This is a genomic window from Rhizobium phaseoli (assembly GCF_010668805.1).
GTDB classification, from domain to species: Bacteria; Pseudomonadota; Alphaproteobacteria; order Rhizobiales; family Rhizobiaceae; genus Rhizobium; species Rhizobium phaseoli_A.
Map to the genome: position 1 here is coordinate 1 of NZ_WUFT01000077.1, position 441 is coordinate 441.

The 441-nt window shown below is 57.6% G+C and carries 1 protein-coding gene; it reads left to right on the plus strand.

Annotated features, from left to right (window positions below):
• Positions 1–11: 11 nt before the first annotated feature.
• Positions 12–431, plus strand: a complete 420-nt coding sequence (locus tag GR197_RS31445; RefSeq protein ID WP_348643317.1) for a peptidylprolyl isomerase — start codon at positions 12–14, stop codon at positions 429–431.
• Positions 432–441: the final 10 nt, after the last annotated feature.

Here is a 441-nt window from a genome sequence, read left to right on the forward strand (position 1 = left end):
GCGAAGCCGAGATCGAAGAGTACTTTTCGATGAATTCGCCGAAGTTCGATGCCATCGAGGTCAGCCACATTCTGCTCGACGACGAAGGCAAGGCGAAGGAAATGATCTCGTACCTGCGCGACGATCCTGACGCGTTCGCGGAAATGGCGCGCGAGCATTCGATTGCCGATACGAAAGACTCGGGCGGCGTGATCGGAAAAGTACTGCGCGGGTCCCTGAAGCCCGATATCGAGGCGAAGATTTTCAACGCAGCAGTGGGCGATCTGCTTGGACCGTTTGCCTCGCTGGACCGCTCGTGCTTCGAGATCTTTGCGGTGACGGCGAAGTATCCGGCTCAACTCGACGAGGACGTCGCGTCGGAAATCAAGCGGCTGTTGCGAGAGCAATGGCTGATGACGCGCGCGCAGGAACACATTATCGAAGCGCTCTGATCCTGTCTCT